The sequence below is a fragment of the Nocardiopsis sp. B62 genome (assembly GCF_018070675.1).
Classification (GTDB): domain Bacteria; phylum Actinomycetota; class Actinomycetes; order Streptosporangiales; family Streptosporangiaceae; genus Nocardiopsis; species Nocardiopsis prasina.
In genome coordinates, this window is the sequence record NZ_JAGPXK010000008.1 from 83,951 (window position 1) to 107,685 (window position 23,735).

The 23,735-nt window shown below is 66.6% G+C and carries 26 protein-coding genes and 1 tRNA gene; 7 read left to right on the forward strand and 20 right to left on the reverse strand.

Annotation, left to right across the window (positions count from 1 at the left end; all coding sequences use genetic code 11):
• Positions 1–253 precede the first annotated feature (253 nt).
• Positions 254–1,603, reverse strand: coding sequence for an MATE family efflux transporter (locus KBX21_RS11380; protein ID WP_210841862.1), 1,350 nt, complete (start codon positions 1,601–1,603; stop codon positions 254–256).
• 346 nt (positions 1,604–1,949) lie between these two features.
• Between KBX21_RS11380 and dnaB the strand changes: the two genes are divergently transcribed.
• The gene (gene dnaB, locus KBX21_RS11385) at positions 1,950–3,302 is read left to right on the forward strand and encodes a replicative DNA helicase (RefSeq protein WP_049568156.1); all 1,353 of its coding nucleotides are present in this window, start codon (positions 1,950–1,952) and stop codon (positions 3,300–3,302) included.
• A gap of 92 nt (positions 3,303–3,394) precedes the next feature.
• On the opposite strand, the gene KBX21_RS11390 is transcribed toward dnaB, so the two are convergent.
• The 6 genes from KBX21_RS11390 to upp all read right to left on the reverse strand — a co-directional run bounded on the left by KBX21_RS11390 (position 3,395) and on the right by upp (position 7,262).
• Positions 3,395–3,856: an ATP-binding cassette domain-containing protein gene (locus KBX21_RS11390; RefSeq protein WP_210841863.1), complete on the reverse strand. Its 462-nt coding sequence runs from the start codon at positions 3,854–3,856 to the stop codon at positions 3,395–3,397.
• A 468-nt stretch (positions 3,857–4,324) separates the two neighbouring features.
• Positions 4,325–4,564, reverse strand: coding sequence for a hypothetical protein (locus KBX21_RS11395; RefSeq protein WP_049568162.1), 240 nt, complete (start codon positions 4,562–4,564; stop codon positions 4,325–4,327).
• Between the two features lie 293 nt (positions 4,565–4,857).
• On the reverse strand, positions 4,858–5,367 hold the full coding sequence (locus KBX21_RS11400; protein ID WP_049568165.1) for a PH domain-containing protein: 510 nt from the start codon (positions 5,365–5,367) through the stop codon (positions 4,858–4,860).
• Between the two features lie 20 nt (positions 5,368–5,387).
• Positions 5,388–5,552: a hypothetical protein gene (locus KBX21_RS11405; RefSeq protein ID WP_017545737.1), complete on the reverse strand. Its 165-nt coding sequence runs from the start codon at positions 5,550–5,552 to the stop codon at positions 5,388–5,390.
• A gap of 387 nt (positions 5,553–5,939) precedes the next feature.
• Positions 5,940–6,182 carry a hypothetical protein gene (locus KBX21_RS11410; protein ID WP_049568168.1) on the reverse strand — a complete coding sequence of 81 codons (243 nt, stop codon included), beginning with the start codon at positions 6,180–6,182 and terminating at the stop codon, positions 5,940–5,942.
• A gap of 426 nt (positions 6,183–6,608) precedes the next feature.
• Positions 6,609–7,262 (reverse strand): uracil phosphoribosyltransferase, encoded by a 654-nt coding sequence (gene upp / locus KBX21_RS11415; RefSeq protein ID WP_049568171.1) that lies wholly within the window; start codon positions 7,260–7,262, stop codon positions 6,609–6,611.
• Positions 7,263–7,586: 324 nt separating this feature from the next.
• Here upp and KBX21_RS11420 point away from each other — a divergent pair, with 324 nt between their 5' ends.
• The 4 genes from KBX21_RS11420 to KBX21_RS11435 all read left to right on the forward strand — a co-directional run bounded on the left by KBX21_RS11420 (position 7,587) and on the right by KBX21_RS11435 (position 9,218).
• Positions 7,587–8,087 (forward strand): tRNA adenosine deaminase-associated protein, encoded by a 501-nt coding sequence (locus tag KBX21_RS11420; protein ID WP_049568174.1) that lies wholly within the window; start codon positions 7,587–7,589, stop codon positions 8,085–8,087.
• Between the two features lie 45 nt (positions 8,088–8,132).
• A complete protein-coding gene (locus KBX21_RS11425) occupies positions 8,133–8,621 on the forward strand; it encodes a tRNA adenosine deaminase-associated protein (protein ID WP_049568178.1) in 489 nt (162 codons plus the stop codon).
• A gap of 4 nt (positions 8,622–8,625) precedes the next feature.
• Positions 8,626–9,123: a nucleoside deaminase gene (locus tag KBX21_RS11430; protein ID WP_210841864.1), complete on the forward strand. Its 498-nt coding sequence runs from the start codon at positions 8,626–8,628 to the stop codon at positions 9,121–9,123.
• 10 nt (positions 9,124–9,133) lie between these two features.
• Positions 9,134–9,218, forward strand: a tRNA-Ser gene (locus tag KBX21_RS11435).
• 155 nt (positions 9,219–9,373) lie between these two features.
• Here the strand turns inward: KBX21_RS11435 and KBX21_RS11440 are convergent.
• From KBX21_RS11440 to KBX21_RS11450, 3 genes are read right to left on the reverse strand one after another with little or no spacing between them, the layout of a single operon-like run.
• Complete coding sequence (locus KBX21_RS11440) at positions 9,374–10,579, reverse strand: site-specific integrase (protein WP_210841865.1); 1,206 nt, start codon at positions 10,577–10,579, stop codon at positions 9,374–9,376.
• Positions 10,580–10,610: 31 nt separating this feature from the next.
• The gene (locus KBX21_RS11445; RefSeq protein ID WP_210841866.1) at positions 10,611–10,808 is read right to left on the reverse strand and encodes an AlpA family transcriptional regulator; all 198 of its coding nucleotides are present in this window, start codon (positions 10,806–10,808) and stop codon (positions 10,611–10,613) included.
• Entirely contained in the window at positions 10,805–12,490 is a 1,686-nt protein-coding gene (locus tag KBX21_RS11450) for a replication initiator (RefSeq protein WP_210841867.1), read from the reverse strand. The genes KBX21_RS11445 and KBX21_RS11450 overlap by 4 nt, the downstream gene beginning before the upstream one ends.
• 92 nt (positions 12,491–12,582) lie before the next feature.
• Between KBX21_RS11450 and KBX21_RS11455 the strand changes: the two genes are divergently transcribed.
• Positions 12,583–12,750, forward strand: coding sequence for a hypothetical protein (locus KBX21_RS11455; protein WP_210841868.1), 168 nt, complete (start codon positions 12,583–12,585; stop codon positions 12,748–12,750).
• Here KBX21_RS11455 and KBX21_RS11460 read toward each other — a convergent pair.
• The 8 genes from KBX21_RS11460 to KBX21_RS11495 form a co-directional block, all read right to left on the reverse strand.
• On the reverse strand, positions 12,717–14,141 hold the full coding sequence (locus tag KBX21_RS11460) for an FtsK/SpoIIIE domain-containing protein (protein ID WP_210841869.1): 1,425 nt from the start codon (positions 14,139–14,141) through the stop codon (positions 12,717–12,719). The genes KBX21_RS11455 and KBX21_RS11460 overlap by 34 nt on opposite strands.
• Entirely contained in the window at positions 14,141–14,401 is a 261-nt protein-coding gene (locus KBX21_RS11465; RefSeq protein WP_210841870.1) for a hypothetical protein, read from the reverse strand. The genes KBX21_RS11460 and KBX21_RS11465 overlap by 1 nt, the downstream gene beginning before the upstream one ends.
• 97 nt (positions 14,402–14,498) lie before the next feature.
• The gene (locus tag KBX21_RS11470; RefSeq protein ID WP_210841871.1) at positions 14,499–14,903 is read right to left on the reverse strand and encodes a plasmid replication, integration and excision activator; all 405 of its coding nucleotides are present in this window, start codon (positions 14,901–14,903) and stop codon (positions 14,499–14,501) included.
• Between the two features lie 119 nt (positions 14,904–15,022).
• Positions 15,023–15,799 (reverse strand): protein phosphatase 2C domain-containing protein, encoded by a 777-nt coding sequence (locus KBX21_RS11475; protein ID WP_210841872.1) that lies wholly within the window; start codon positions 15,797–15,799, stop codon positions 15,023–15,025.
• A 4-nt stretch (positions 15,800–15,803) separates the two neighbouring features.
• Complete coding sequence (locus tag KBX21_RS11480; protein WP_307869190.1) at positions 15,804–16,679, reverse strand: sigma-70 family RNA polymerase sigma factor; 876 nt, start codon at positions 16,677–16,679, stop codon at positions 15,804–15,806.
• 98 nt (positions 16,680–16,777) lie between these two features.
• Complete coding sequence (locus tag KBX21_RS11485; protein ID WP_210841873.1) at positions 16,778–17,155, reverse strand: ATP-binding protein; 378 nt, start codon at positions 17,153–17,155, stop codon at positions 16,778–16,780.
• 98 nt (positions 17,156–17,253) lie between these two features.
• Entirely contained in the window at positions 17,254–18,051 is a 798-nt protein-coding gene (locus tag KBX21_RS11490) for a helix-turn-helix transcriptional regulator (RefSeq protein ID WP_210841874.1), read from the reverse strand.
• 90 nt (positions 18,052–18,141) lie between these two features.
• The gene (locus KBX21_RS11495) at positions 18,142–19,779 is read right to left on the reverse strand and encodes a pentapeptide repeat-containing protein (protein WP_210841875.1); all 1,638 of its coding nucleotides are present in this window, start codon (positions 19,777–19,779) and stop codon (positions 18,142–18,144) included.
• Between the two features lie 775 nt (positions 19,780–20,554).
• Here KBX21_RS11495 and KBX21_RS11500 point away from each other — a divergent pair.
• On the forward strand, positions 20,555–21,067 hold the full coding sequence (locus KBX21_RS11500) for a hypothetical protein (protein WP_210841876.1): 513 nt from the start codon (positions 20,555–20,557) through the stop codon (positions 21,065–21,067).
• A gap of 40 nt (positions 21,068–21,107) precedes the next feature.
• Here the strand turns inward: KBX21_RS11500 and KBX21_RS11505 are convergent, their stop codons facing one another.
• Positions 21,108–21,662 (reverse strand): PadR family transcriptional regulator, encoded by a 555-nt coding sequence (locus tag KBX21_RS11505; protein ID WP_049568221.1) that lies wholly within the window; start codon positions 21,660–21,662, stop codon positions 21,108–21,110.
• Positions 21,663–21,685: 23 nt separating this feature from the next.
• Positions 21,686–23,701 (reverse strand): FAD-dependent oxidoreductase, encoded by a 2,016-nt coding sequence (locus KBX21_RS11510; RefSeq protein WP_210841877.1) that lies wholly within the window; start codon positions 23,699–23,701, stop codon positions 21,686–21,688.
• Between the last annotated feature and the right edge of the window lie 34 nt (positions 23,702–23,735).

A 23,735-nucleotide genomic window follows, 5' to 3' on the forward strand; every position in this document is an offset into this window, starting at 1 on the left:
GTCCGGCGCCTTCACGGAGGGGTTCTTCGCTGACCAGGCCCGGCCCGTTCCCCGCTGGCGGCTCGGCTCCTCCCGCGCGGTCCCTGCTCGGAGCCGGACTCTCCGGGGCCCGAACGGGCCTGGGTCGGGTCGCACGGGCAGGACCCACACCCGCGGTCGAGGTGGGCGGTGAACCCTGTGCCCCGGGCCGGGGTCGACTTGGTGACTTGGTGACTTGGTGACTTGGTGACTTGCGGATTCGGGGATTTGGGGATCAGGGGCGATGGGCCCCGGTGATCAGCCAGGCCTCACCCCGGGCGCGTAGGCCCAGGGTGACGGCACGGGCGAGGATCCACACGGCGAACGCGATCCACAGACCCACCAGGGCGCCGGTCTCCGAAGTGGCGAGACCGGGGATGACCAGGGCGAACGGCATGAACGCGAGCATCGTCCACAGGGAGGCCCAGGCCAGGTAGCGCTGGTCCCCGGCGCCCATGAGGACGCCGTCCAGCACCATGGTGACGCCGCTGAGCGGCTGCATGAGGGCGACCACCACGAGGGAGGCCATGATGAGCGCGGCCACGCTCGGGTCCGAGGTGAACGGGACGTGGGCCCAGGGCAGGACGAGGAACACGAGCACGGTGAACAGGAGCCCCGACATCACGCCCCACTCGACCATCCGCCGGGTGGCGTCCCTGGTTCCACGCACGTCGCCCGCGCCGAGGTAGCGGCCCACGATCGACTGCCCGGCGATGGCGATGGCGTCCATCGCGAACACCAGCAGAGCCCAGATGTTGTAGCTGACCTGGTGCGCGGCGATGGACTCGTCACCGAGCCGGGCCGCGACGGCGGTGGTCACCAGCGCCACCACGCGCATGGACACGCTGCGCAGGAACAGGGCGAACCCGGCCGAGGCCGAGGATCGCAGCCCTGACAGTGACGGCGTGAGGGAGACGCCCGCACGCCGGGCCGACCGGGCGATGGTGGCCACGTACCAGAACGCCCCGCCGCCCTGGGCGATCACGGTCGACCAGGCGGACCCGGCGATGCCCCAGTCGAACACGAGGACGAAGGTCGCGCACAGCACGGCGTTGCCGACGTAGGACGCGACCGCGACCACGAGGGGGGTCCGGGCGTCCTGGAGTCCGCGCAGTACGCCGGTCCCCGCCATGATGATCAGCAGGAACGGCGTGCTCAGCAGGCTGATCCGCAGGTAGGTGAGGGCGTAGGGGGCGACCTCGGGCGAGGCGCCCAGGAGGTCGATCATCCACGGGCCCAGCGGCCAGCCGATCCCGATCGCGGCGATCCCCAGCAGGATCGCGAGCCAGAGCCCGTCCACCCCGTCCCGGACGCCGCCCGGGACGTCTCCGGCACCGAACTTACGGGCCACCGCGGCGGTGGTCCCGTAGGCGAGGAAGATGCACACCGCCGCGAGGGTCAGCAGGACCTGACCCGCGACCCCGAGGCCGCCCAGCGCCTGGGTGCCCAGACTGCCGACGATCGCGGCGTCGGTGAGCAGGAAGAGCGGTTCGGCGATCAGGGCGAAGAACGTGGGGATGGCGAGGGCGAAGATCTCGCGATCGTGGCGGTGCCGGAAGGGAGCCGCCGAGAGCAGATTGGCCATGACGGAGCCACAGTACCGGACAGGCGTTCGACGGCCGGTGTGGCGTCTGGCACGAACCACCGAAGCCTGTGGATAACCTGTGGAAAGCCGCCCTGTGAGACATCTTGCACCTCCCGGCAGTGAACCGCGTTTTCCCAGTTCAAATGGGCTATGGGCGACTCGTGGCAAAGTTATCCACAGGTGATGTGCATAACCTCTGTGCGCAATGCCCCACGGGGCTTCGGTTGTGGTGGTAGGGGGTTGTCCACAGGCGAGCCGCGCGGCGTCTTCGGCACCCCGGATGGGGCATGCTGGAAGAGTCGGTCCGATCCGGGTCGACGCACGCGGCCGGTGTGGGGAGAAGTTCGTGAGTGTCGCTGAGCAACCACCTGAAGAGGGCGGATACGAGCGCACCCCACCTCACGACATCCCGGCCGAACAGAGCGTCCTGGGCGGCATGCTGCTGTCGAAGGACGCCATCACCCAGGTCGTCGAGATCATCCGCTCCGCGGACTTCTACCGCCCCGCGCACCAGATCATCTACGACAGCGTCGTGGACCTCTTCTCCCGCGGCGAGCCGGTGGACGCCATCTCGGTCAACGCTGAGCTGACCAAGCGCGGGGAGGCCACGCGGGTCGGCGGGGCCCCCTATCTGCACACGCTCACCGAGGCGATCCCCACCGCGGCCAACGCGGGTTACTACGCCAAGATCGTCTCGGACCGGGCGATCCTGCGGCGCCTGGTCGAGGTCGGCACCCGGATCGCGCAGATCGGCTACGCGGGCGACGGCGAGGTGGACGACCTCGTCGACCACGCCCAGGCGGAGATCTACAAGGTCGCCGAGAAGCGCACGGGCGAGGACTACGTGGTCCTCGGCGACATCATGCCCGGGGCCCTCGACGAGATCGAGGCGATCGGCGCCAACGACGGCAGCATGACCGGCGTGCCCACGGGCTTCGCCGACTTCGACGCCCTCACCAACGGCCTCCACCCGGGTCAGATGGTGATCATCGCCGCCCGTCCCGCAGTGGGCAAATCGACCCTGGCCCTGGACTTCGCGCGGGCCGCGTCCATCAAGAACGAGATGGCGTCCGTCTTCTTCAGCCTGGAGATGGGGCGCAACGAGATCGTCATGCGTCTGCTCTCCGCCGAGGCGCGGGTGCCGCTGCACACCATGCGGTCCGGTCTGATGACCGACGATGACTGGGCCCGGCTCGCCAGACGGATGGGCGAGGTGGCCAGCGCGCCGCTGTTCATCGACGACTCTCCGAACATGTCGATGATGGAGATCCGGGCCAAGTGTCGGCGCCTCAAACAGCAGCACGACCTCAAGCTCGTGATCGTCGACTACCTCCAGCTGATGAGCTCACCCGGCCGGGTGGAGAGCCGCCAGCAGGAGGTCTCCGAGATGTCGCGTTCGCTGAAGCTCCTGGCCAAGGAGCTCGAGGTGCCGGTGGTCGCGCTGTCCCAGCTGAACCGTGGTCCCGAGCAGCGCACCGACAAGCGCCCCCAGGTCTCCGACCTGCGTGAGTCCGGGTCGATCGAGCAGGACGCGGACATGGTGATCCTGCTCTACCGCGAGGACGTGCACGACAAGGAGTCCCCGCGCGCGGGCGAGGCCGACATCATCGTGGCCAAGCACCGTAACGGCCCCACAGCCGACGTGACCGTGGCCTTCCAGGGCCACTACAGCCGATTCGTCGACATGGCGCCGGGTTAATTCGTCGACTGGTCGACACGGGGCGTGACCATGGGCGGCTGGATGCGCCGCTTCGGTCACGCCCCGTTGTATCGGTCAATCCATTAGTCGACTTATGTTCGAGCCGAAATGTCGACAAAGAGACACGTCGACATTACTCTGCGGAGTCGCTGGTCAGGACCCCTTCGTGGAGCTCCGGGCGGCGACCCGTGAACCGCTGAAGCGCCACATGGTCGTGCGTCACGAACACGGTCCCTGAGGTCGCGGAGGGCGTCGTTGATCGCGTCGGCGACGGCACCGAGCGGGACCCCGCCCGGGACCCGTTCCATGGTCTGGGGCAGGTGGCCGCCGCCTCCCCGGGGGCGGACGGTGAGCTTCCCGTTGTCCGGGTCCTCCGCGCCTGCCAGAAGGCGCAGGGGGGTGCTCTTGCCGGAGCCGTTGTCGCCGATCACTCCCACGCGTTCGCCGGGGCTGATCGTGAGACTGGCGCGGTCGAGGACGGTGTGGCCCGCGTAGCGCCTGCTGACCTCGTTCAGGGCGAGCTGGGATCGGAGTCGTGTTCCTGTGCCGAGCATGGGGCCCTCCCTGTCCTGAGTGGTTCCGGTGTCTCTGGGTGCCACGGAGCGCAGGGGGGTGTTTTGGTCATGGGCACACTGGTGTGCTGCGGGACCGGAACATGGAGGGAGGCTGTCCGTGCGCGACCGCGGTGTGGTGACGTCGACGGAGCACCCGGGCCCGCTGCGCGGTGGGGGTGCGGAACGTGGACGTCCGGCGCGTCCACAGGTGGATGTACAGCCTCATGTGCGAGACGAAGCGTCTCGTTGCACCTATCGTCGATGGCTTTGAGTGAGACCGGGATCACTCATGAGTACCGCCCATGGCGCCAAATAGAGACGTCCACATTTAGATTTATGGTCTTGCCGATTTGTCGACATAGCGACGAACGGGTTCCGGAGCGTGAGGGCGGTGCCCGGTCCTGGACATGACGAAGGGCCGCCCGCGAGGTGCGGGCGGCCCTTCGGGGCGGTTGTCGGCGTCGCGGACTAGAGCCAGCGGGCCTCGGGTCGGGTGCGGCCGCTGTCGTCAGTGACCAGGACCCAGTGCATGATCGGGTGCTCCGAGGTGATGGTGTCGGCGTCCTCGTGATCCGTGCGCGGCTGCGGGACCAGCGCGGGCTCGGGGGCCAGGCCGGAGAGCCGGCGGCTCGCTGCAGTGGATCGGGTGCGCCGAGAGGTGGTCGCGGAGCGAGAGAGGTGCGGCCCGTGTTCGGTCCTGCGTGCCATGAAGCCCTCCTCGTTTCCTTATCAGATGACCCAAGTTAACCCTATGTTCACCTTCGAGTCAATTGGGTTCCTTCTCGGCGCGTCGTCTGTGCAGGGATCGCGCTCCGCCTCGGGCTCCAAAGTGAACGGAAGGTGAACGGATCGGTAACCCAGTACTACCCCGGTCGGGCCCGGTTCACTCCGGTCCGACCCGGGTGCGACGCGCTCCCGCCGGCGTCGAGGTCCCCGAACACGAAGAAGCACCCGCCGCTGGGGCGGGTGCTCCGTGAACGTCCGTCGTCGGGTGCGTCCGGCTACTCCTTGAAGATCAGTCCCACGACCTCAAGGTAGAGCTGCTCCGGGTAGGGAATGAAGGCGATCTTGCTGAGCGCCTGGTCCTGACCGGCGGACTCCATCACGAAGGTCCCGTATCCGAGGAAGCGGCCGACCAGGGTTCGCTCGAACCGCATGTCGGTGACCTTGCCCAGCGGCATCATGTTCACCTGCCGGGTGATCAGCCCCGTGGTCAGCAGCAACCGCGCCGACGTGATCACGAAGTAGTCCACTGACCACTCGGCGACCCGCCACACGAACCACACCAGCACGAGTAGCCACAGCCACCACACGAGTGCCAGGGTCGCGGCGCTGTTGGCGCCGATCGTCCTGCTCAGGATGGCCGCGAAGACCAGAGCCACCAGAACCGCACCCACCGGTCCGATGAGGACCGCGGGGTGCCGGCGGATGGTCACGACATCCTGCTCGTGAGGTAGGAGATAGCGGTTCACCGATGCCGGAGCCGCGTTGCTTGAGGCTACGAGCTTCATGAAACCCGACCCGTCCCCGCCTACGACAGCAGCGTGTTGACGAACCGGGACATCGACTCCGCGCCGCCCACCAGGAGATCCAGTCCGCTCTGGATCACGCCGGCCGCGCTTTCAGGTTGCGTGAGCAGATAAAACGCCACGAAACCAATGAGCGCGTAACCGCCCCATTTCTTCAACTTCGCCACGACTGACTCCCCTTGGAATCCACCTGACCCACCAACCCAGCAGCGATTGTCGCATCGACCATCTTGCCCGTAAAGCCTGGAGCGCACTCTCGGCGTGGCGGTATGTCGGACGTTCACCCCTTGCGGGCTGTGTCCGGTTTCGGTGGTGTTGGTAACCGGGTCACTGGAGGCCCGGAAAGAGTTTCTGTTCTGGTGCAGGTCAGGGCGGTGGAATCGGGCGCGCTGGCGTGCGCTCCCACCGGTGGAACAGGGCGGAGGGCGCGCTGCCGGGCTCCGGAGGAGGGTCACCGATCCCTGGGGGAGGGGTGACGGAGAGCCAGGTTCTTCGCCAACCGAAGAGAGAGGTAGTGCAGGCCCGAAACCGTTACGGGAGCGTCGTGTGGGTGTCTAGCGCTGTTCCGCGAAGGCCAGGGCGAGTACCTGGAGGTGCTGCCGAGCGATCCGCTCCACGAGGTCCGGTGTGGCCCGCCCGGTCACGTCCTGGGCGCCGTGTCTGGCCGCGTCCACGCACCGGGAGACGGTGGAGGTGTGGTGCACGTCGGAGAACTCCGACGACAGGCGGTTGACGACGGGGCTGAAACGCGGGTCGCGGGCGGCCTTGGCGGTCGAGGGGGAGGGGTTCTCGGGCATCTCACTCCTTGGGGCTGCGGGGGCGGAACAGCACGGCGCGTGTGCGGTTCGGGGCTTTGGGTAGCCACTGGAGGGTTGCCGGAGTGCCGCGCCGGAAACGGGCGGCGACGTTCGGATATCAGTGGGCTGAGCCCCTTGTGGGGTGGTTTCGGTCTGGCATGTGTACCCGGTTACGGGTAGTCAGGAACCATCATCACTCTAATCTGTTACGTTCCAATCTCGAAATGAATTCGGCTAATGCAACACCGTGTCGGTCGCCCACTGACCGAGCTGGCTCCACCTGGGGTGACGCCTCGGGGCAAGGGCGCGTGATGGGACCAATGCCCGATTTTCGGGCGTTCATTCACCCCGGCTCTAAAAGAGCCGAAAAAGCGCCCGATCGGTGATCCGATCGGGCGCTGACACCTCGCACTGCGGGGTTCTGGTTCAGGAACAGCCGTACAGACGGTCGCCCGCGTCGCCCAGCCCCGGGAGGATGAAGCCGTTCTCGTTCAGGCGCTCGTCCACGGCCGCCGTCACCACGCGCAGGGTGGCGCCGTGGTCGTCGGGCAGGGTTTCGGTCAGCTTCTGCTCCACCGCGACCAGGCCCTCGGGCGCCACCAGCAGGCAGATCGCGGTGATGTGGTCGGCGCCACGCTCCACGAGCAGCTTGAGCGCCGCCGCCAGGGTTCCGCCCGTGGCCAGCATCGGGTCCAGCACGTAGCACTGGCGCCCCGAAAGGTCCTGCGGGAGGCGGTCGGCGTACGTGGCGGGCTGGAGGGTCTCCTCGTCGCGCGCCATGCCGAGGAAGCCGACCTCGGCCGTGGGCAGCAGGCGGGTCATGCCGTCGAGCATGCCGAGCCCGGCGCGCAGGATCGGCACGACAAGGGGCGTGGGACGCGTCAGCTGGGTGCCGGTGGTCTCCACGAGCGGCGTCTCGATGGTGACCTCTGTCACGCGGACGTCCCGCGTCGCTTCGTAGGCGAGCAGGGTGACCAGCTCGTCCGTCAGCCGCCGGAAGGTCGGTGAGTCGGTCCGCACGTCGCGCAGGGTGGTCAGCTTGTGCGCGACCAAGGGGTGGTCGACGACCAGGGTTTCCAAAGCGTTCTCCGGGTGAGCTGGGATAACGGGACGGTGGATGGGGAGAGGGGCCAGCCCGAGTCTAACCGCGCGTATCACCCGAACCAGGGCTCCCTGCGGCCACCGCCGCCCCCGTCGGGCTCCCCCGGTTGCGTCGGGTGGGAAACAGGAGCGCACGGGTTCGGTCACGGGGGCGCGGGAGACCCGTCTCTCGTGAGAGCGTTAGGGCGTTCTACGGCGGACGTGGGGCTACGGCGCAGTGAGGGTGATCGTTACCATGGCACTCGCACGGGCGGGCCGGGCGCCACTCGTCCGCACCGAAACACCGTCCGGGTTGGGGTGACGATGACAGTGCTCGATCATGGTGACGACGACTCGGGTGACTTCGCGGCCGTCGCGTACAGGGAAGAGGAGTACTGGGATGTCGATCTCCTCCCCGTCGCGCTGACACACGATCTCAAGGGGCTCATCCACGCCCTGCGCCAACAACCGAGCATCAGCGGCTCCCTCGGGCTGGTGTCGGTCGGCGACGACTTCTTCATCATCGTCCGGGTGTACGGCGGTGAGGTCTCCCTCTTCCTGTCCGACGTGACCGCCTCGGTGGACTGGCAGGTCGCCCGGGACGCGCTGGACTACCTGGACATCGACCTCCCGGAGGACGACGACCTCGACCAGGTCCTGCCCGCGGGCGACCTGTCCGTGGTCGCGGATCTGGGCCTGGACGAGATGGAGCTGGGCGCCCTCGCGGGTGATCTGGACCTGTATCCGGACGAGGTGCTCGCGAGCGTGTCCGAGCGGCTGGGATTCGCCCAGGCCTTCCAGCGTGTCCTGGACGGTATGGGGTAGGGCACGCCTGGAAGACCACCAGGGTAGAGATCAGGAGGGCACGCGGTGTCGACCTTCGCAGCTGTCTTCGCGCCGAGCGGCAGGACATGGCGGGGTACTGAGGTCGAGCTCGGTGACGTGGATGCCATCGACGACATCACCGACCTCATGCTGGACCTCGCCACGGACTGGGGCAGCGAGCTGACCCTGCTGTTCGTGGACGCGGACGACGAGTGGTTCGCCGTCGTCCGACTGGACGATTCGGACCCGGACCCGAGGGTCTACCTCTCGGACGGGCGGGTGGTGCATGACCACCCGCTGGCCGGAGTGCTCTCCGAGGCCGGGGGGCTCGGCTCCTCGCAGCCCATCGAGAGCGCCGGGGCCCGTCCCGATCCCAGGCCGGACGGTGACGGGCAGCTCCTCACCGACCTCGGCGTCACCGAGGACGAACTCGCCGACCTCTCCGTGGGCGGCGGAGTGCTGCCCGGCGACGTGATCGCGATCGTCGCGGAGCGCTCGGGGTTCACCGACGTCCTCGACTCGTTGCGGCCGTGACGGAATGACCGGCCTGCCCGAGCTGGACCGGGCCGCGGTCGACGAGGCGATGCTCGACGCCCTGGCGGAGGCCGAGCGGGCCCTGGCCACCGAGGACGTTCCTGTCGGTGCCGTGGTGCTCGGCCCGGACGGTGCCGTACTCGGCCGGGGGCACAACGAACGTGAGGCCACCGGGGATCCGACCGGCCACGCCGAGGTGCTGGCGCTGCGCGCCGCCGCCGAGGCGCACGGCGAGTGGCGCCTGTCCGGGTGCACCCTGGTGGTCACCCTGGAGCCCTGCGTGATGTGCGCCGGGGCCACCGTGCTCTCCCGGGTGGACCGGCTGGTGTACGGGGCGCGCGACACGAAGGCCGGTGCGGTGGGGTCGATGTGGGACCTGGTCCGCGACCCGCGCCAGAACCACCGTCCGGAAGTGGTTCCACCCGATCTGATCAGCCGGGACGTCGCCGACCGCTGCTCGGATCTGCTGATTCGGTTTTTCGCACAGCGCCGAGTCCGGTAGAGTACCTCTCGGTGGATTCGCCTAGTGGCCGATGGCGCCCGCCTCGAAAGCGGGTAAGGGGCAACCCTTCGAGGGTTCAAATCCCTCATCCACCGCTTGAGGACCACGTTCACGCAGGTGAGCGCAGGTCCGGTGGAAGTTGCGAAGGCCGGTTGATCCGGGTCGGTGCACATACAGTGCACATGGCCGGAGAGACCGGCCTTTCGCGTTCCCGGGGTCGGTTCACCCGGGTGGACACGAGCAGCACCGCTCAGGCTGCGGAGGCCAGCGCCTTCACACGGGCCGCGTCCATCGCGTCGGCGACCTCGTCCAGGCGGTCCGGGAACAGGTGCCCGTAACGGTCCAGGGTCATCGTGGCGCTGGCGTGTCCGAGCATCGCCTGAACCACCTTGACGTCCGCGCCGGCCGCGATCGCCAGCGAAGCGGCGGTGTGCCGCAGCTTGTGCGGAGTGAGCCCGGTTCCGTCGAGCCCGGCGTCCCTCATGGCCTTGTCGAACTCCCTACGACGCCAGTTGCGCAGCCGCAGCGGGGTCCCGCGCCGGGTCGAGAAGACGAGGGAGTCAGCTGGTTTCCCTTCCACCAGGGGACGTAGCTCCGCCCGCAGTGACGGTGGGACGGGTACGGTCCGGCTCTTGCCCGTCTTGGGCGTCTGCTCCACGAGCTTGCCCTCGACCTCAGCGAACGCCGTCGTGACCCGAATCCGCCGACCGGCCAGGTCGACCCGTCCCACGCGCAGAGCAGCGGCCTCGTTGAACCTCAGGCCCGTGTAAGCCAACAGGAGGATCAGCGGCCGGTTGATCAGTGCGCCAGCGGCTACCTGGTCGTAACTGGTGCGCAGGAGAGCCGAGGCGTTGGCGAGGGCTTCGACCTGGTGGTGGTTGAGGTAGACGTGTTCGGCCTCGGAGGGCTTGGGCAGCGGGACGCCCTTGGCCGGGTTGAAGGGGATACGCCGGGGCACGCACCAGCCCAGGACCATGGACAGGATGCTGTGTACGTGTCTGGTCTGGGAGGCCCCCAGATTGGCGCCGCCCTCCTCTCGCGGCCTCTGCATCTGCGCGATCCACACGGCGATGTCCTCGGAGTGGATTGCCGAGAGCGGGAGGTCCGCCCAGCGGGGGAGAAGGTAGAGGTCGAGGAGGCCTCTGTACTTCCACCAGGTGGAGCGCTTGATGTCGGTCCGGGTGATCAGCCACTTCTCGGCCATCTCACCGAAAGTCGTCTTGCCGTCGTTGGGGTCGCGGTACACGCCCTCATGGAGACTCGCCTCTATGTCGCTTTGGCGCTTCTCCGCGTCCGGCTTCTTCTTGTAGGTCCCGGCGCTCTTGAGCTTGCCGGAGGGGTCGTAGTAGCGGACCAGCCATCGGGCGGGAGGGGTCCGTTTGGCGGCCTTGGCCTTCTTCACGGACTCGTTGTAGCCCTTGTCCTTGGTGCGGTCGTAGATCCACGCACGAGCCATCGGGGGTTGACCTTTCCAGGTAGGGGAGTGGTCAGCGGGAGGTGACCCACGCACGCACCTCAGCGGGCACGTAGCGGACGTAGCGGCCGATGCGGTGAGAGGGAGGTCCGTCGCCCTTGTAGCGCCACTCGTAGAGGGTCTTGGCGGGGACCTGGAGGTAGGTGGCGGTGTCGGTGACCGACCACAGGACCGTTTCGGAGCGGGGCAGGGGAATGGTGGGGGTGTTCATGCGGCCCTCGTTTCGTCGGTTGCCGAAGACTCGTGTTGGCGTGCGGCGTCGAGTTGGGTTCGGCGTTTGAGTGCTTCACCCACGGCGCGGAGTAGGCGTTGTTCTCGGGGAGCGACGTCGGGGTCGGTGGGTCTGGCCAGTTCCCAGGCGAAGTCTCCGGAGTTGACCGAGGTCAGAGCGGGGGGATGTCGGTGTTCGTTGTCGCCCTGGTCCTCGTTGGTGGGGTCGACTCCGAGTGCGTCCAGGACCCACGCCAGCCGGTCGGCCTTGTGGTCGGCGAGGGTCTTGCCGGACCACTTGCGGGAGACCAGGACGCGGCGTCCTGCGTAGCCCAGGTGTTCGCGGCGGTGGGCCTTGGAGCGGCAGAACCCCGGTCGCAGACCGGCTTTGGGGTCTTGGGGTTGGATGCCGTACCGGAGCCAGTTCGAACACCGGGGCGAGCAGGGCTCGAATCGGAGGGTTTCCATGAGCCGGTCCACATGTTGTTCCTGCCGAGTCGTTTCGGCCGCGTGGCAGTCGGCGATGTCCTTGGTCAGGTACTTGGCCAGGTAGCGCACACATCGGGCGGCGTCCTCGGTACCGGCCACGACCCCCTTTGCGTCGACCTGTTTTCCGAACCGCACCACGTGGAAGGGTTCCGGATCGGAGTCGGCGTCGATCTCGTCCAGCGCTTCATCCCAGGTCGGGAGGACTTCCCTGGTCGTCATGTCGACATAGCCACCTATGGATTCCTCCCACACCGGCAAGTTCTCGCCCTCGTACCGGACCGTGTCAGCGGAAGGCCACCACACCTGGTGGTAAGTCGCGGCGGCGATCTGGCGCAGCTCAGCCCGGGGCAGAGTCCCGCGGGTGGCCATGTGCAGGTGTGGAGCCAGGCGCCGTTGGGGTTCGACGGAGGCGAAGTACTGCACGTCGAATCCAGCGAGCCGGCGTAGGTTCTGCACGAACCGGTCCACGAGCTTGGAGAAGTGCAACGTGTCCCGAGCAGCCCGCCGGTAGTCATAGGTCGCAAAGTCCACCGGGGTGCCGTCCGACCGGACCCGCCCGTAAGAATCCAGGGTCAGGGTCAGGAACAGCGAGGGGCGGAACATCTTCCCGGAGCCGGGATCGGTGAACGCCCGGCCGACCGTCTTCCTGGTCATGGGTCGCTTGGGCAGGTCGGGGACGTCTTGGCGGCGTTTGGTGGAGCGCACCCGACGCGGACCCGACTCAGCAGACTTGGAGCGGGTGATCGAGCCTCGGAGTCCGGAGGCGGTGATTTCCTCGTCCAGGTCCGCGATCGCGGCATCGAGGGCGGCGAGCTGGTCGGGGTCAGCGGCCCCGGTAGCGGCCAGGTTGTCACGCTCGGCGGTGACCATGGCACGCTGTTCCACCCACGCCTGTTGCTGCTCTGTGGCTGGGTCGGGTTCCACGACGGGTTCGGCGTCGAGGTGCCAGCCCTCTTCGCATTGGGTTCTGCGAAGGCTGCGTTTCCTCTTTGCGCAGGCCGGGCAGCGGGATTCGAGCGTGGACCCGCATGGGACGTCGATCACCTGTGTTTGACCGGTCCCGATATCGGTACGTCTGAGGGAGACCGGCCGGATGCATACGCCGTGGTCCGCGGCGACCTGTTCGGCCACCTCACGGGCCAGGGGTTGCGCGAGCCGTTCAGCCCGCGTGCTCTTACCGGTTGGAGTTGGCATCAGACCACCACCCCCAACAGCAACCAGGAAAGGTCCAGATGAGGAGCATGGAAACAGTGCGCTGGGGTCACCTGATAGCGCCAGTGTGCTTCATGGCATCGATGCTCATCTTCCTGAGGCTGGCGATCCGCACGGACCACCTGGTGTCGATCATCGTGAGCAGCGTGGTCTTCCTCGCCAATGCGGGTTACTTTCTCTGGCTCGCGCTCGCCCTCTACCGCCAACGTCAGCACGATTCCCCCGCCCCAGAAGAGCTGTAGTCATCCGCCATGGTGGTGATGTCGGTGTCGGAGACGAACGCGGCCCGCACCCGCACCGGGGACGGCGAGGTCTCCAAGCGCACATAGGCCACGCCGGGAAGGGTGGGGTCGATCAGGTGCGCCTCAGCCCCGCGTTCCCTGGCTCCTTCACCGAGGACCATGTCCACCTGTGAAGCCTCATCCAGCCTCAGGGCGATCTTGTCCGGGAACAGGTTGCGCAGGTTCATGACCTCCTTACGGGGGTCCTGCAACGCGGCCAGCACGCAGAACCCCACCGAGCGTCCTTGTGAGGTCAGGGTGGCGATGGCGTTCTCCGAGCGTTTCCGCACGTCCCGGTCGGGGTGGTAGGCGGTCAGGAAGGCGACTTCGTCCAGGACCACGACCACGAACGGATCAGCCGTCGTTGGGGTGTGGGAGCGCTGCTTCCCGGCGTAGCGTTCGGCGCGTTCCTGCATCTGAGCCACCGCGAGTTCGAGGAGTTCCACCGCGGATTCCCCGGTGTCCGCGTACCGCGCGAACAGGTCCCGCCCGTAGGCGAGTTCCATGCGTTTGGGGTCGATCCCCCACACCTGCACCGACCCGTCAGCGAGGGCGGGGAGCATGGCCCGGATGGCCGACCAGAGCACGGAGCCTTTCCCGGCCCCGGTGACGCCGACGATGAGGACGTGGGTTCCGTGCAGCCGGAGCTTCCACGGGGTGCCGTCTTCGCGTTTGCCGATCGGCAGCGCTGACAGGTCGACGTGGTGGGTCATCGGGAAGGCGTCGAGGGGTTCGGCGAGGGTGTCGTGTCGGGGGAACTCCAAGGTGATGTCCCGAGGCCCGTTCACCGTGACGCGGCAGGAGGGGGCGGCGAACCCGTGTGCCAACTCCACCACGCGGTGTTCGAAGTCGGTCGGTGAGGTTCCGGCGACCAGGGACACGCGGACGTAGTCGGCCCGGGCGTTGCAGGCCACGGAGCGGATACGGGGCAGGTAGCGGCGTTCCTGGTAGGACTCAGCCAGCCCGGAGATCACCAGCACGGGTTGCCAGTGCCTGCGGTACACGACCAGGTGTCGCCACCACGCCAACAGCCGCCACGTGACGCAGTACCGGTAAGAGGTTGGCCAGGCACGCCACCACACCAGCGACACCGTCGCCACGACACCCACGAGGGTGGCCAACCCAGGCCATGCGAAGAACCACCAGGACGCGGCCACGACGGTGGCCGAGGCGACCATGACGGGGAAGCGAAACGGCAGCGACACCACCAGGCGGACCAGCCGGTAGATCCAGGAGCCTAGGACGACGATGCCGGGGGTCTCCACGATCGGGGTCGTCCACCGCACCCCCTGAGCCGGGGTCGGCAACGTCGGTGAAGACTGGGAGGCTCCGATCTTGGGTTGGCGCATCATCACCGGCCACCCCAGTTCAGAGCCTCGTTGGCGGCGATCTCGGCCCACAGAAGGTCGGAGTCAGCACGAGCGCAAGCGGCGAACCGGGCCGCGTCGGGGTTGCCGTCCCGGGCAGCGATAGCAGCGAAGATCCGTGACTTGAAGTCGAAGAACTCCGCCCGCTCAGCCTTGGTCACCCGGGGCTTGTCGTACTCGGCCAAGAACACCCGCACCAGCTCAGGGCCGGACAGGCAGGACAGGTCTTCGGGAATCTGGGACATACTGGGGGCACCTCTTCTGAGATTTAGCGGTCCAGCAGGGGGTTTAAGGGGCGGCCGAAGGTGTTGGAGCACCAGGCCGCCCCGTCTTGTGTTCAGGTCAGGCAGCGTCCTTCACCTGCGGCTTGGCGCGGCCAGCAGAACCGGGGGTCTTCACGCCCCGAGCCCGCAGGGAGTACGCCACCCGGGGGCGACGGCCCGAGTCGTCGACGTAGGGCATGACCGCCATCGCTTCGAACTCGATCGGCCGGAACGGCAGCCCCGGAACCTCGTCCGGCAACGTGGGGCACACGTTCGCGGCGACCTTGACCTTCACCGACTTGGCCTTACCGCGTGCTTCGGGGTCAGCGTCGATCACGTCCACCGCCCACAACGGCAGACCGGAGTCCTTGTCCATCTGCGGACGCTTGGTCTCAAAGTCCGTGATCGCTTCCACCCCCAGCGCGAACGCACCAGCGGGGAAGACCACGTCGAACGCGACCGGCAACGCACCCTGAATAGCCATCAATCAGCCCTTCTTTGTCGACCCCCCTAGACAGGCAGCGGCGGGCGCCACCGACAACGACTGTCTAGGGGTCTACGCAAGAAGGTAGCAACCCGCCCCAGGATTGTCTAGGGGGGTACTCAGGCGGGGGTCCAGGTGATGACAGTGGCGTCATCGTGGCTCTTGACCCGTTGGTAGCGCTGGCCCTGGGCGTCCCGGTGCTCTTGGTCGCGCACGTGGTCGATCAGGGCACGAGGGCCCTTGCCAGAGGCCAGGAGGTAGCAGTCTTCCCAGGTCTGGGAGCCGAAGACCTCGACACCGCGCGTGGCCCCGTCGGTCATGGCGGCGAACCCGGTCACGTCCGACAGGGGAAGGAATCCGGTCAGTGCTTCGTCGGCTGCGCGGCGGTCCACACCGGCTGTCCAGAACCCGCCGGGGGTGTTGCGCAGGGTTCGTACCGAGGGTCGAGTCTCGGCGTTCTCGCGGCGCAGGCGGCTCTTCAGGTCGTCCAGGCGAGTGTCGGCGATGATCACCACGGAGCCGTCCGGGCGTTGGACGAGCAGGACCGAGTCAGAGAGCACGAGGTATTCCAGGCGGTCGCCCACCAGGCGGATCATGACGACGGTGGACGAGGGGAATTCCTGGTTGGTGCGATCGCAGTCGGGTCCGTGCAGCTCGGCCATGGTGGTGATGGCTTTGGCGAGCACGGTGCGCAGGGGGTCTTCTCCAAGGAGCCCGGCCAGGAGGAGTCCGGCCAGACGGCGTGTGTGCCAGGCGACCCCGTGAGCGCAACCGATGTCGACCCCCGGGGGTGCGCTGGCGCCGTCCAGGAGCACGGCCCCGTTGGTGGTCAAGGCGGCAACGTCCTCGTTTGCCCGGTCAAGGTCGCCGGGGTCGGTGGCAAGGAGGAACGGCATGGCGCTACTGGTTCTCGTCTTGATCGTGGCGGTAGACGGGGGTGATCAGTTCGGCGCTTTGCGGAAGACCCGTCTCGGGGTCGTAGGTGCTGCGCACCAGCACCGAGAAGCGTTCGGAGCCGACCTGTCCCCACAGGGAGGCCACTTCACCGTTGAGGAAGTGCGCGACCCCGCGTGAGCCCTGGGGGTGAATTCCGCCGATGGCAAGGAAGGTGCCCTTGCCGTCCGGGCGGGGCAGGCGGCCGAGGTAGGCCACGTCCGTGGGCTGTTGGGGGTCCATCTCCTGTCCGGACCGGTAGCTTTCACCGGTGCGGGTGTCGGTGAGCAGCCACAACCCCTTGTGCGGGTGCTCCCATCGGATGACGGGGTCAGTGTCATATGCGGTGCGCATGGCTTCGGACATGGCAGGCCCGCACACCACCACCAGGTTGGGCCGGTTCAGATCCACGCGGCCGTCGACGGTGACGTGGTCGGAGACGGCTTGCATGTCGAAGGAGCGCACCAGCTCTTCGAGGGCCTGTCCGGTGGCCATGTCGTCCAGCGAGAGCACCGGCCGGTCCTTGACTTGGTCGTGCCGCAGCGGGGTGGCCACGGTCACCGTTCCCACGCCGAGGAAGGCCGCTTCAGGGGCAGGGCCGGTGTGGCGGATCTGGTGGATGCGCCCGCGGCTCAGACCGGCCTTCTCCGCGATCTGGGCGTAGGACATGCCTTGGGCGTGCAGGTCCTGGATGAGCCGACGGCGCAGACGGGACAGCTCGGTCACTTCCTGCTGTGCCTCGGCCAGCCGTTCGGTTGCAGCACGCAGCACCGCGAATGGGTCGTCCATCTCGGCTATGCGGTCGAACTGGCCCGGCATCCATGCCCCCTCGGTCGTACGCACCGAGTCTAGGACTCTAGACAGCACAGGCGAAATCTCCACCCCGGTCTCAGCGTCCACGACCACGAAGCGTGCGCGGCGTCGGGGCATGCGGGGACCGCTCACAGCTTGGCGAAGGTGGCCAGGTCCGCCCATACGCAGGTGCCCACGGGTTCGGGGGTCGCGCCCCACTGTTTGGCCAGTGCGTTGACGAGCACCAGGCCCCGACCGTGCTCTGTCCACGGTTCGGACTCGGCGGTCTCGCCCTTCCAGTCTGCGTTGCTGCCATAGTCGACCACCGCGATACGGATCCGGTCTCCGTGGTCGTTGACCCGCACCACGAACATGCCGCCGTCGTCGGCGCTGCGGGTGTGGCGCAGGGCGTTGGTGGCCAGTTCGCTGGCGACGAGGACGGCGTCCTCGGCCGTGGGGTGGTCCTGCAGTAAGGCGCGCACGAAGGCGCGGACTCGGGCGATCTCATCGACTTGACCAGGGAACATTCGGGCCCAGTTGCGCACAACACCACCGCCGTCTAGAGGGCTATACACCTATCTCGTGACGGAAGGCTACGACAGAACGCCCTATCGATTCAATGAGTTCACTGAATAAACCGTGTGAGGTCAGCGGCCACATCCTCAACCACCCGCCGGAACTCGTCCCCAGTCACAGCGACTGCGGCTAGGGCCTCGAAGGCGTCGCGGTAGGCGGCGACGTGCTCGGAGCCGGTGAGGGTCATCGTGGCGGTGAAGGTCTCCACCAGCACCCCCGACTCATCGCACACCGTGAACCCGTGTGGAGGCATCACCGGCAGCCCCACACCCCAGGGGATGACCGTGAGGGACACGTTCGGGCGTTGAGCGAGCGTAAGGAGGTGTTCGAGCTGGGCGGGCATGGACTCACCCGACCCGGGCCAGGTTCGCAAGGCAGACTCAGTGACCACGAACTCAAAGCTCTTGCCCGCATCGTCCAGGTTCTTGGCCCAGTCCGCGCCCGAGTCGGAGTCAGCCCCTGCAGCAGCGGCGTACTCACTGCTGCGCAGCGGTGCGGGGATCGTCGCTGACTGGAACCCACGCACCCGCGATGCAGCCGTGAACAGCTTTCGCGCAGCATCGGGCACGAGCGAGACCCCGGAGTCCACCCGCTTACCTTCCGAGGCGAGCGCATACGCCTCCCGAGCCATGGAGGTCAGCCGCTCAGCCTCCTCAGGGGGCAACGGCAGAGCCGCGATCAGCCTCTCCACCGCCTCCACGCTAGAGACCCGCTGCCCGTTCTCCACCCTCGACACAGTCGGCTGCGTGACACCAGCACGAGACGCCAGCACAGCGCCCGAGCTGCCTTCAACCTTGCGAGCGACACGCAGCCTGTCGCCTAGCTCCATCAGTACTTGGTCAGCCATAGGACAGGTCTACCGCAACAACGGGAAGGACTAGTAAGAGGTGGGCCTTGAATGAGATGTAATTACGCATTCGCATGTCTTGCGAAGTGTCTATCTTTCCTCTTTTTCCGCCACTTTAGAACTGATATCAGGCGCCTTCTCGAAGTGGCCAAGGTCTTCCTTGTCCCAAACTACGACCCATTCATTTGGCCAACGCTGACCATTGGACTTAGTCACCTCTGCCCCCTCCAGCATGGGTGGCCAGCCACATTTAATAGCAGACAGATTGACGTCTCCGGAAAAATGAGATCTAGAGAAGTTGACCGTGCATCCAAATCTACTGTCATTAAAAGATGTGCGGTTGAACTTTGATCCTTCGAATACGCCAAAGAATTTGACCTTCATATTCTTAAAGCTGGAGTACTTGAGAAAACTAACACCACTGAAAAGCGCGTCCGAGCCAAAAACGGATCCCTTGAAGGAGGTGACTTCCAAGAACCTCGATGATTCGAAGTCCGCGCCTTCTCGAAAAGTTGCTGATCCGAAAGTAGTGTAGCCACCAAAGACGCACTCTTGAAAAACTGCTAGACGGTTCAAGTGTGCGGCTCCAAAGTCCGCTCCTTGATTGAACTTGCATCTATAGAACTGCGCACTTCCACGCATCTTACTCAGGGAAAAGTTGGCTGAGCCTCGAAAGGAAGAGTCGGTGAAGTCAGCCGAACGGGAAAACCTTGACCTGGAGAAGGAAGTCTTATCTGAGAATATTGCAGATTCGAAGTGGCAGCCTCCCTCGAAATTTGTGGAATCGAAAGTAGCAATCTGCGAGAACTTGGACTGCTCGAAATGTGCTGACTGACTGAACGTTGAGTGGGAAAAATCAGCGAATTCTATTTTCGCTCTGCGGAAGCTGGATGAACCTTGAAAGTTGGCATTTCTGCAAGTCAACTTATTGAGTTCGCAGCCATCAAGGTTGAAGTCTACTAGGTTGGCCCTTGATAGGTCGAGGCTAATATTCGGCCAGTAAGACTTGCTATCATTTTCCTGGATTGGCCTTAGGTGATTAGATAGTATCTCTTGGGCTGTAAGTCTTACTTCTCTCTCTTCCTGGCTGATGGCTGGAAAGAAATCACTATTCTGGCCCTCCTTTTGCGTGTCGTTGGTGGAGCTGGAAGCCATTCGCAGGTAAGCGCAAATGATGTTCGTTATGGTCTGCCGGTATTCAGGGTTGTTCTGTGCTAGACGTTCAAGGGTGTATAGGCCAGAGAGTCTAGCAGCAGGGCTCTCCGATGAGATCTGATCAGACGCGTTCGCCTGTAGCTCAGTTACTCTCTTCTCCTGTGCATCTTTAAGATTATTTCGTGAAACTGCCATGTCATGTAGATGGGATCTCTCTCCAAGCCACTGCCGACGGGCCGAAATTATCAAAGCCATAGCCCCACCGGTTCCTGCCCCGATTGTTAGTCCAGTTCTAATGGCTTCAATCCTTTGGCCATCGGCGGCCTCTGCTAGAAGCCAACTGGTAGCGATCCATGTTGAGGCTGCAACAACAAAGAATCCTAAAACGAACCATGACCAAGAAATAATTCTTATCTCATTCGAATGACTCCTTTCGGGTGCCCTGGTCAGGCAAACCATCAAGATCATCACTCCAAGGGCAAAAAGTATCGCATCATGTTCTGCGTTCTTTATCCAGTCTATGATTTTCTCTTTTTTGGAGAATGCCGAGTAGGATACAAGTGCGATCGCCATGGTTGCGAGTGAGATTCTAGTTTTGGTCGTCACTAACTTCCCTGGTGCCGAATTGGGCTTTATGGGATCAAGGCGACGGCGCGAGCGCCGTCGCGGCGGCCAGCGGCCTCCGCTCGGGCTGCGGGCTGACGCCCGGTCCCGAGCGCACGGCCACACGGCCGAACGCCAAAGACACTTCTCGGACAGGTCCGAGACTGAGCGGGGACCAGAACTGACCGAGAACACCATGGTGACCCAGGGCACTGGAATCTGTCAGGGGATTTGGGCCCAACGCTCGTTGTCAGCATCCGTGAGCAGACCGTGGCGGAGCACTGGCAGTACCAGGGGGCTCGCGCCCCCGTGGACCCCGCTAGCCCACGCGGAACCTGGCGCGACTCAGGACGTGCGGGACCACAGGCCGACCGCGCCAGAACCCACGCGGGACCAGGACCGTGGTTGCCGAGTACTGGGGCTGGGGGAGTGGTGGCGGGCGTATCCGGGAACGCGCGCCTCACCTGGGAATCGGCACGGGTGCCGGGCGTCCTCCCGATGCACATTCAGTGCACACCGCTACGAGAAGAGGCCGGTAACCGTGGGAAGACGTCAGAACGTCCGCCCAGGTCACCGGCCATCTTCATAGTTTCACCGCAGGTGGGTGCGGCCCCCGGATACTCCAACCCTTCGAGGGTTCAAATCCCTCATCCACCGCCACCAGCCGCCCCCGGCACAGCCGGGGGCGGCTTTTCGTGCGCCCGGGGCCGCCTGTCCAGCGCCTGCCCAGGACGGAGCAGATCACATGAGCCGCCTGCTCGACCGGAACAGCACTCTCGTCCACCCCGACTACGGTGTCTTCCAGATCTTCGACGGCGAGGACTTCGACGACACCGCGTCCGTTCCCGGGCACGACGACTTCAGCTTCGGCGATCGCTCCGTCTACTTCCACAGCTTCCAGAACAACGTCCGGGTTCGGTTGCTGCTGGAATCCTGGGAGGGCGAACCGGGCTGGGACGATCACGCCTGGGAGGGTTCGGCCACGGCCGTCGTCGAGATCGCCACCGGAGTGGTGTGCGTGAACGAACTCACCGCGGGCGGGCAGGACGATCTGCTCACGCTTCCGCGACCGGGCCGCTACGGGGTCCGGGTCGCTCATCGCAACCGCCGTGTGGTCAGTGACGCCTACCTCGCGCTCTTCGACCGGTTCCGGGATCTCGACGGTGTCGGGTTCTCCGAGGCCAAACGTGCCCTGGAGGGCCGGGAGGAGTACCTCGCGCAGTTCTGGCCCGCCCCGCGGGTCGGCGGCACCTCCTGAGGTGAACGGCTCCCTCCCCGGCGGTCCCGCCCGGCACGCATCAGGGTCCGGGCGGCGGGTCGGGATCGGCCAGGTCGGCGATGGCCCCGTCCAGCCAGTTCACCCAGAAGAGTTCCAGGTCGATGCCGCCCTGGAGAACCAGGCCCTGGACCCGGTCCCGCTCGGTCCCGTGCCCGCGCGCGGAGTCGCGCCGCTGGAACTCCCGGTACTCCGCCAGACGGGCGGCGTGCAGTTCGCGGTGGCGGCGCAGCTCCTCGACCAGCGCGTCGCCCACCTCCACGACCCCCGCCGCGCGCAGGCGCAGCATCAGGGGGTCGCGCAGGGCGCGCGGCTCCTCCCGCTCACCGACCCAGCGCTCCAACTCGTCGCGACCCGGGGCCAGCACCTCGTACTCCTTGCGCTGGCCCCGGGTGGGCGAGTCCGTCGGCAGCGCCCGGATGAACCCCGCCTTCTCCAGCTTGCCCAGCTCCCGGTAGATCTGCTGGTGGGTGGCGGACCAGAAGTACCCGATGGAGCGGTCGAAGCGCCGGGTGAGTTCCAGTCCCGAGGAGGGCTTCTCCAGCAGGGCGGTCAGGATCGCGTGGGGGAGGGACATGAGCGCATTCTAGGTAGGGGCCCCTACAGGGCGGCGGCCAGTTCGGTGCCCTGCTTGATGGCTCGCTTGGCGTCCAGCTCGGCGGCCACGTCGGCGCCACCGATCAGGTGCACGGAGCGTCCGGCGGCGGTGAGTTCGTCGGCCAGGTCCCGGCGAGGGTCCTGCCCCGCGCACAGCACCACGGTGTCCACGGCGAGCACGCGCTCCTCACCGTCCACGGTCAGGTGCAGGCCCTCGTCGTCGATCCGGCGGTAGTCGGCGCCCGCGACCATCTCCACGCCCCGGTGGCGCAGCTCCAGGCGGTGGATCCAGCCTGTGGTCTTGCCCAGGCCCTTGCCGACCTTGGAGGCCTTGCGCTGGAGCAGGTGGACGGTGCGGGGCGGCGCGGTCCGCTGGGGGGCGCCCAGGCCTCCGCGCTCCCGGTACTCGGTGTCCACACCCCACTGGCGGAAGAACGTCTCGGGGTCCTGGCTGGCCTCCTCCCCGCCGTCGGTGAGGAACTCGGCCACGTCGAAGCCGATGCCGCCCGCGCCGATGATCGCGACCCTCGCTCCGACCTCGGCCCCGCCGCGCAGCACGTCCACGTAGCTCACCACGCTGGGGTGGTCCGCACCCGGGATGGCGGGGGTGCGCGGGGTGACTCCGGTGGCGAGCACCACCTCGTCGTAGCCGTCGAGGTCGGCGGCGGTCACGGTGGTGTCCAGGCGCACCTCCACGCCGTGCTTGGCCAGCTGGACGCGGAAGTAGCGGAGGGTCTCGTCGAACTCCTCCTTGCCGGGCACGCGGCGGGCCATGTTGAGCTGGCCGCCGATCTCCGAGGCGGAGTCGAAGAGGGTGACGGTGTGGCCGACCTCGGCGGCGGAGACGGAGAAGGCGAGTCCGGCGGGCCCGGCGCCGACCACGGCCACGTTCCTGCGGGTCCTGGTGGGGGACAGGACCAGCTCGGTCTCGTGGCAGGCGCGCGGGTTGACCAGGCACGAGGTGATCTTGAGGCTGAACGTGTGGTCCAGGCAGGCCTGGTTGCAGCCGATGCAGGTGTTGATCTCCTCCGCGCGGCCCGCCTCGGCCTTGGCGACGAAGGCGGCGTCGGCGAGCATCGGGCGGGCCAGGGAGACCATGTCGGCCTGTCCCTCCGCGATGATCCGCTCGGCGACCTCGGGGGTGTTGATGCGGTTGACCGCCACCACGGGGACGGTCAGCTCCTTCCTGAGGCGCTGCGTGATCCAGGTGTAGGCGCCGCGCGGCACGGAGGTGGCGATGGTGGGCACCCGGGCCTCGTGCCAGCCGATGCCGGTGTTGATGATGTCGGCGCCCGCGGTCTCGATCCGCCTGCCGAGCTCGACGACCTCGTCGTAGGTGGAGCCGTCGGGGACGAGGTCGAGCATGGACAGCCGGTAGACGAGGACGAACTCGTCGCCCACGCGCTCGCGGACGCGGCGGACGATCTCCAGCGGGAGGCGGACGCGGTTGTCGAAGGAGCCGCCCCAGCGGTCCTCGCGCTTGTTGGTGGCGGGCGCGATGAACTGGTTGATGAGGTAGCCCTCGGAACCCATGACCTCGACGCCGTCGTACCCGGCGCGCTGGGCGAGTTCGGCGCAGCGGGCGAAGTCCTCGATGGTGCGCTCGATCTCGTCCTCGGTGAGGGCGTGCGGCACGAAGGGGCTGATGGGGGCCTGGAGGGCGCTGGCGGAAACGGACTCCTCGCTGAAGGCGTAGCGGCCGGTGTGCAGGATCTGCATGGCGATCCGGCCGCCCTCGCGGTGCACGGCCTCGGTGATGAGGCGGTGCTGGGCGACCTCGTCGTCGTTGGTGAGCTTGGCGCTGCCGGTGAAGGTGGCGCCCTCGGGGTTGGGGGCGATGCCGCCGGTGACGATGAGGCCGACGCCGCCTCGGGCGCGTTCGGCGTAGAAGGCGGCCATCCTCTCGAATCCGTGGGGGGCCTCCTCCAGACCGACGTGCATGGAGCCCATGATCACGCGGTTCCTGAGGGTGGTGAAGCCCAGGTCCAGGGGTTCCAGCAGGTGGGGGTACTCGCTCATGACCTCTCCTCGCGGGGTGCCTCCGGGCCGGTGT

Excerpts from the sequence above, each read along its gene's own strand:
- KBX21_RS11400 (WP_049568165.1), bottom strand. The coding sequence starts at position 5,367 with ATGAAGCTCGTAGCCTCAAGCAACGCGGCTCCGGCATCGGTGAACCGC.
- KBX21_RS11380 (WP_210841862.1), bottom strand. The coding sequence starts at position 1,603 with ATGGCCAATCTGCTCTCGGCGGCTCCCTTCCGGCACCGCCACGATCGC.
- KBX21_RS11440 (WP_210841865.1), bottom strand. The coding sequence starts at position 10,579 with ATGGCTCGTGCGTGGATCTACGACCGCACCAAGGACAAGGGCTACAAC.
- KBX21_RS11445 (WP_210841866.1), bottom strand. The coding sequence starts at position 10,808 with ATGAACACCCCCACCATTCCCCTGCCCCGCTCCGAAACGGTCCTGTGG.
- KBX21_RS11455 (WP_210841868.1), top strand. The coding sequence starts at position 12,583 with ATGGCATCGATGCTCATCTTCCTGAGGCTGGCGATCCGCACGGACCAC.
- KBX21_RS11485 (WP_210841873.1), bottom strand. The coding sequence starts at position 17,155 with ATGTTCCCTGGTCAAGTCGATGAGATCGCCCGAGTCCGCGCCTTCGTG.
- KBX21_RS11465 (WP_210841870.1), bottom strand. The coding sequence starts at position 14,401 with ATGTCCCAGATTCCCGAAGACCTGTCCTGCCTGTCCGGCCCTGAGCTG.
- KBX21_RS11410 (WP_049568168.1), bottom strand. The coding sequence starts at position 6,182 with ATGCCCGAGAACCCCTCCCCCTCGACCGCCAAGGCCGCCCGCGACCCG.
- KBX21_RS11505 (WP_049568221.1), bottom strand. The coding sequence starts at position 21,662 with ATGTCCCTCCCCCACGCGATCCTGACCGCCCTGCTGGAGAAGCCCTCC.
- KBX21_RS11430 (WP_210841864.1), top strand. The coding sequence starts at position 8,626 with ATGACCGGCCTGCCCGAGCTGGACCGGGCCGCGGTCGACGAGGCGATG.
- KBX21_RS11460 (WP_210841869.1), bottom strand. The coding sequence starts at position 14,141 with ATGATGCGCCAACCCAAGATCGGAGCCTCCCAGTCTTCACCGACGTTG.
- KBX21_RS11495 (WP_210841875.1), bottom strand. The coding sequence starts at position 19,779 with ATGGCGATCGCACTTGTATCCTACTCGGCATTCTCCAAAAAAGAGAAA.
- KBX21_RS11390 (WP_210841863.1), bottom strand. The coding sequence starts at position 3,856 with ATGCTCGGCACAGGAACACGACTCCGATCCCAGCTCGCCCTGAACGAG.
- KBX21_RS11510 (WP_210841877.1), bottom strand. The coding sequence starts at position 23,701 with ATGAGCGAGTACCCCCACCTGCTGGAACCCCTGGACCTGGGCTTCACC.
- KBX21_RS11395 (WP_049568162.1), bottom strand. The coding sequence starts at position 4,564 with ATGGCACGCAGGACCGAACACGGGCCGCACCTCTCTCGCTCCGCGACC.
- KBX21_RS11500 (WP_210841876.1), top strand. The coding sequence starts at position 20,555 with ATGAGCCGCCTGCTCGACCGGAACAGCACTCTCGTCCACCCCGACTAC.
- KBX21_RS11490 (WP_210841874.1), bottom strand. The coding sequence starts at position 18,051 with ATGGCTGACCAAGTACTGATGGAGCTAGGCGACAGGCTGCGTGTCGCT.
- KBX21_RS11450 (WP_210841867.1), bottom strand. The coding sequence starts at position 12,490 with ATGCCAACTCCAACCGGTAAGAGCACGCGGGCTGAACGGCTCGCGCAA.
- KBX21_RS11475 (WP_210841872.1), bottom strand. The coding sequence starts at position 15,799 with ATGCCGTTCCTCCTTGCCACCGACCCCGGCGACCTTGACCGGGCAAAC.
- KBX21_RS11420 (WP_049568174.1), top strand. The coding sequence starts at position 7,587 with ATGACAGTGCTCGATCATGGTGACGACGACTCGGGTGACTTCGCGGCC.
- KBX21_RS11470 (WP_210841871.1), bottom strand. The coding sequence starts at position 14,903 with ATGGCTATTCAGGGTGCGTTGCCGGTCGCGTTCGACGTGGTCTTCCCC.